The sequence below is a fragment of the Anaerovibrio sp. genome, from assembly GCF_024697385.1.
Lineage (GTDB): Bacteria > Bacillota > Negativicutes > Selenomonadales > Selenomonadaceae > Anaerovibrio.
Map to the genome: position 1 here is coordinate 1 of NZ_JAILFV010000091.1, position 3,133 is coordinate 3,133.

The following is a 3,133-nucleotide window of genomic DNA, read 5'->3' on the forward strand; positions in this document are numbered from 1 at the left end:
TTTTCCGGTGATACTTACATTATTCCCCTGATATTTCTTATTAGCATCCCCCTGGATCACTAATATATTCATTCAACATATTATCAGCTTTTACAGCTATCGGAGAATTATTTCCTCCGTATAATGACATTAAACTTATAAAAAATACAATAATGATTGCAATAGCAATCATCATCTTTTTCTTTCTAATGTTTTTTTTCGACATTATTTACTGGCATCTGTAGGATTGACCCTGGTCCAGGTGCCTGTACACTAGAAATGCTACTTTTTGTACCACATTTTTTTGCAGAACACATCGTCTTGTGCCAATTCTTTTCCACAGCTCTTACAAAATCTTGACATTATACCACTTGTCCTCTGAAAACTTGTTCAATTACTTACTTTTTTCATTATGCTCTCTATTCGTTATTATCCCATATATCATTTTCATTTTGGTGTCCCAATGGAACAATAGTATGAATTTGTAACACTATTTCCCTTAAATAAAACTTATTATTAATAATGTAAAATCTTTCATTTAATTTCTATATTTTTTGTTATTTATTGAATATTATTATGATATTTGATATTATTACATTATAAATTATATTTTATCTCTACCATTCGCTATAAAATAATTCTTTAACGGAAACAACAATCATGATAATACAGGCAATTAAATGTCATATAATATTCACTTATTGTTTTTTCATAGTTGTTATGTTAATATGACTGTGTCAGGAAGCATAGTAGGTGCAGACAATAACAAACCTCAGCGGGTTCGCCTGATATATACTATGTTTATCTCAAAATCCAGTTACTCCGTTATGTTGACTATATCACTGATAGTGATTGGGAACGGCTTATGAAAAGCTTTGAACGGTTGGGCAAGCATCAATAACTGTCAATGAGTTTGGCAGTTTTTTTATTTAATAATAAGCACACAATAATCCCTTATTTGGAGCATTACTATGCATGATATTACACAAATGTTTTTAGATGAAGAATATAATAAAGTCCAGGTCCTGAAAAAATCACAAAAAGGAACGGTTTGGCTGGTCACGGACAAGGATGGTGACATTTTTGTCATAAAGGAAATCCTCCGCACCGGTCTGCCATTAAAGCTTTTAAAAGAGCATCCCTCCGGCTTCTATCCCCGTATTATCTATTTAGCTGAAGATAATGCCAGAAACCTGACGATTGTTGTAGAGGAATATATTAACGGTAAAAGCCTGGCTGATAAGCTCCAACACAGGGACCTGAAAATTGATGCCCTACCAGACCTTCTCTTAAAATTTTGTTATGGCTTAAAAGAAATACATACCCTGGGGCTGGTACACAGGGATATAAAACCGTCCAATATCATCATCAGAGACGATGGTTCTCCTGTACTTATAGATTTTGATGCAGCAAGACTGAACCGCAGCATGGACAAAACTTCTGATACTGTTCTTCTCGGCACAAAAGGCTATGCGCCGCCGGAACAATTTGGTTACGCTGCTACCGATAAGCGCAGTGATATATACGCTCTGGGAATAACCTTCGAGGAATTTCTGGGCGATGATTATAAAGGATATCTTCGTAAAATCCTAAAAAAATGCCATGCTCTGGATCCTGATTTACGGTATCAAAATGTAGATGATATTTTAAAGGCCATAAAACGATACAAATGGCAAAAACCAATTATTATGCTTTTACTGGCGATAGTTTTGTTGGTTTGCCTGGCATTTGGCATATCTCTGCAGAATACCTTACCCCAGGAAGAACCACTACAAAAAAATGTACCACAAGTAAAAGAAGCTACCCCCGAAGCTACTCCCTCCACAGATTCATCTACCTCAGATACCACCACTCAACAGCCTGACAATACAGCCGCTACCTTCTATGGTGTAGATGAAAGCACCCTCAGCCCCATGCAAAGAGAATTTCTTCATAAATACCAGCTGCAGCCCGGCCATTTTAACTTTATTGAAATGGAAATATCTATAAATGGTAATGTGGCTTACAGCAAAAATATACATAAGAATATCTATAAAAATTGGGAAAAGACCTCCTTAGATAATTATCCCGGTTATGGAGTTATTTTCCCGGCCGGCTGGTATATCGATGTTGTTATTACCAACTGTTCACTTACCAAGACCTGGGATAACCCACAAATAAAAATCACCTATGATAGTGGTGACATAAAAGAAACCGAAACACGCTCCTTGTCACCACTACCACCAGGAGAAAAGACCATCCTACACTATAACTTGGCCGGGCATAAAACCGGTGTCGGCATGTATCCGATGCTGGTTGATGTGTGGTTTCATCATAATGTCCCGGAAGCTCCCAATATAAGCCAACCCATGAAAGGTGAAAGCATACGGATTAATTTTTACAGAGACTGAATTATCAGGGAAATTGCATATAAAAAAACTCTGTTGCTGAATACTGCTATCAAGCATTCTCCCAGTAACAGAGTTTTTTATTTTTTATGATAACTCATCTGCCACACCAAATGGCACAACAAAGCAATGCTCCTGGTGCCCCTTGGGCCCTCCCATCAAAGGGAAGGCAGTACAAAATTTCCATTCTTGAATATCTGCAGCGTGCTGCCATCCTCCCTGGCACCTATGATTGCCATATCACGCGTACCAATCATAAAATCCTCATGCAAAAGTGAATCATTCACCCCATGCTTTGCCAGCTCGACATTATCCATCTTGTCTCCCCCCTCAAGACAGGTTGGATAAGCCTTGCCAAAAGCTAAATGACAGGCTGCATTTTCATCAAATAGGGTGTTGTAAAATAAGATTCCACTATTTGAAATAGGTGAATCATAAGGCACAAGGGCTACCTCACCCAAATGTTTTGCCCCATCATCAGTATCCAGGAGTTGCCTGAGACTATCCAAGCCCGTGGAAGCACTATATTCTACCACCTTTCCAGCCTTAAAGACTAACCGTATACCATCTATGACATTGCCTTGATAAATCAATGGTTTGGAGGCATACACCACTCCATCAACCCCATTCCGGTCAGGCAGGGAATAAATCTCTTCAGTTGGCATATTGGCAACAAATTCCACATTGTCAGCAGCTATTTCTGATCCTCCGACCCAAATATGTCCCTTTGGCAGCCTTACGGTGAGATCTGTTCCCAGACCACTGGT

At 38.5% G+C, this 3,133-nt stretch carries 2 protein-coding genes; one reads left to right on the forward strand and one right to left on the reverse strand.

The annotated features are described in order from the left end of the window. The first annotated feature begins 950 nt into the window (after window positions 1-950). Window positions 951-2,369, forward strand: coding sequence for a serine/threonine-protein kinase (locus K6C05_RS04655; RefSeq protein WP_296731836.1), 1,419 nt, complete (start codon window positions 951-953; stop codon window positions 2,367-2,369). A gap of 155 nt (window positions 2,370-2,524) precedes the next feature. Here the strand turns inward: K6C05_RS04655 and K6C05_RS04660 are convergent. After that, window positions 2,525-3,133 (reverse strand): aminopeptidase (locus K6C05_RS04660; RefSeq protein ID WP_296731839.1); only part of this gene is annotated, 609 nt, incomplete at its 5' end.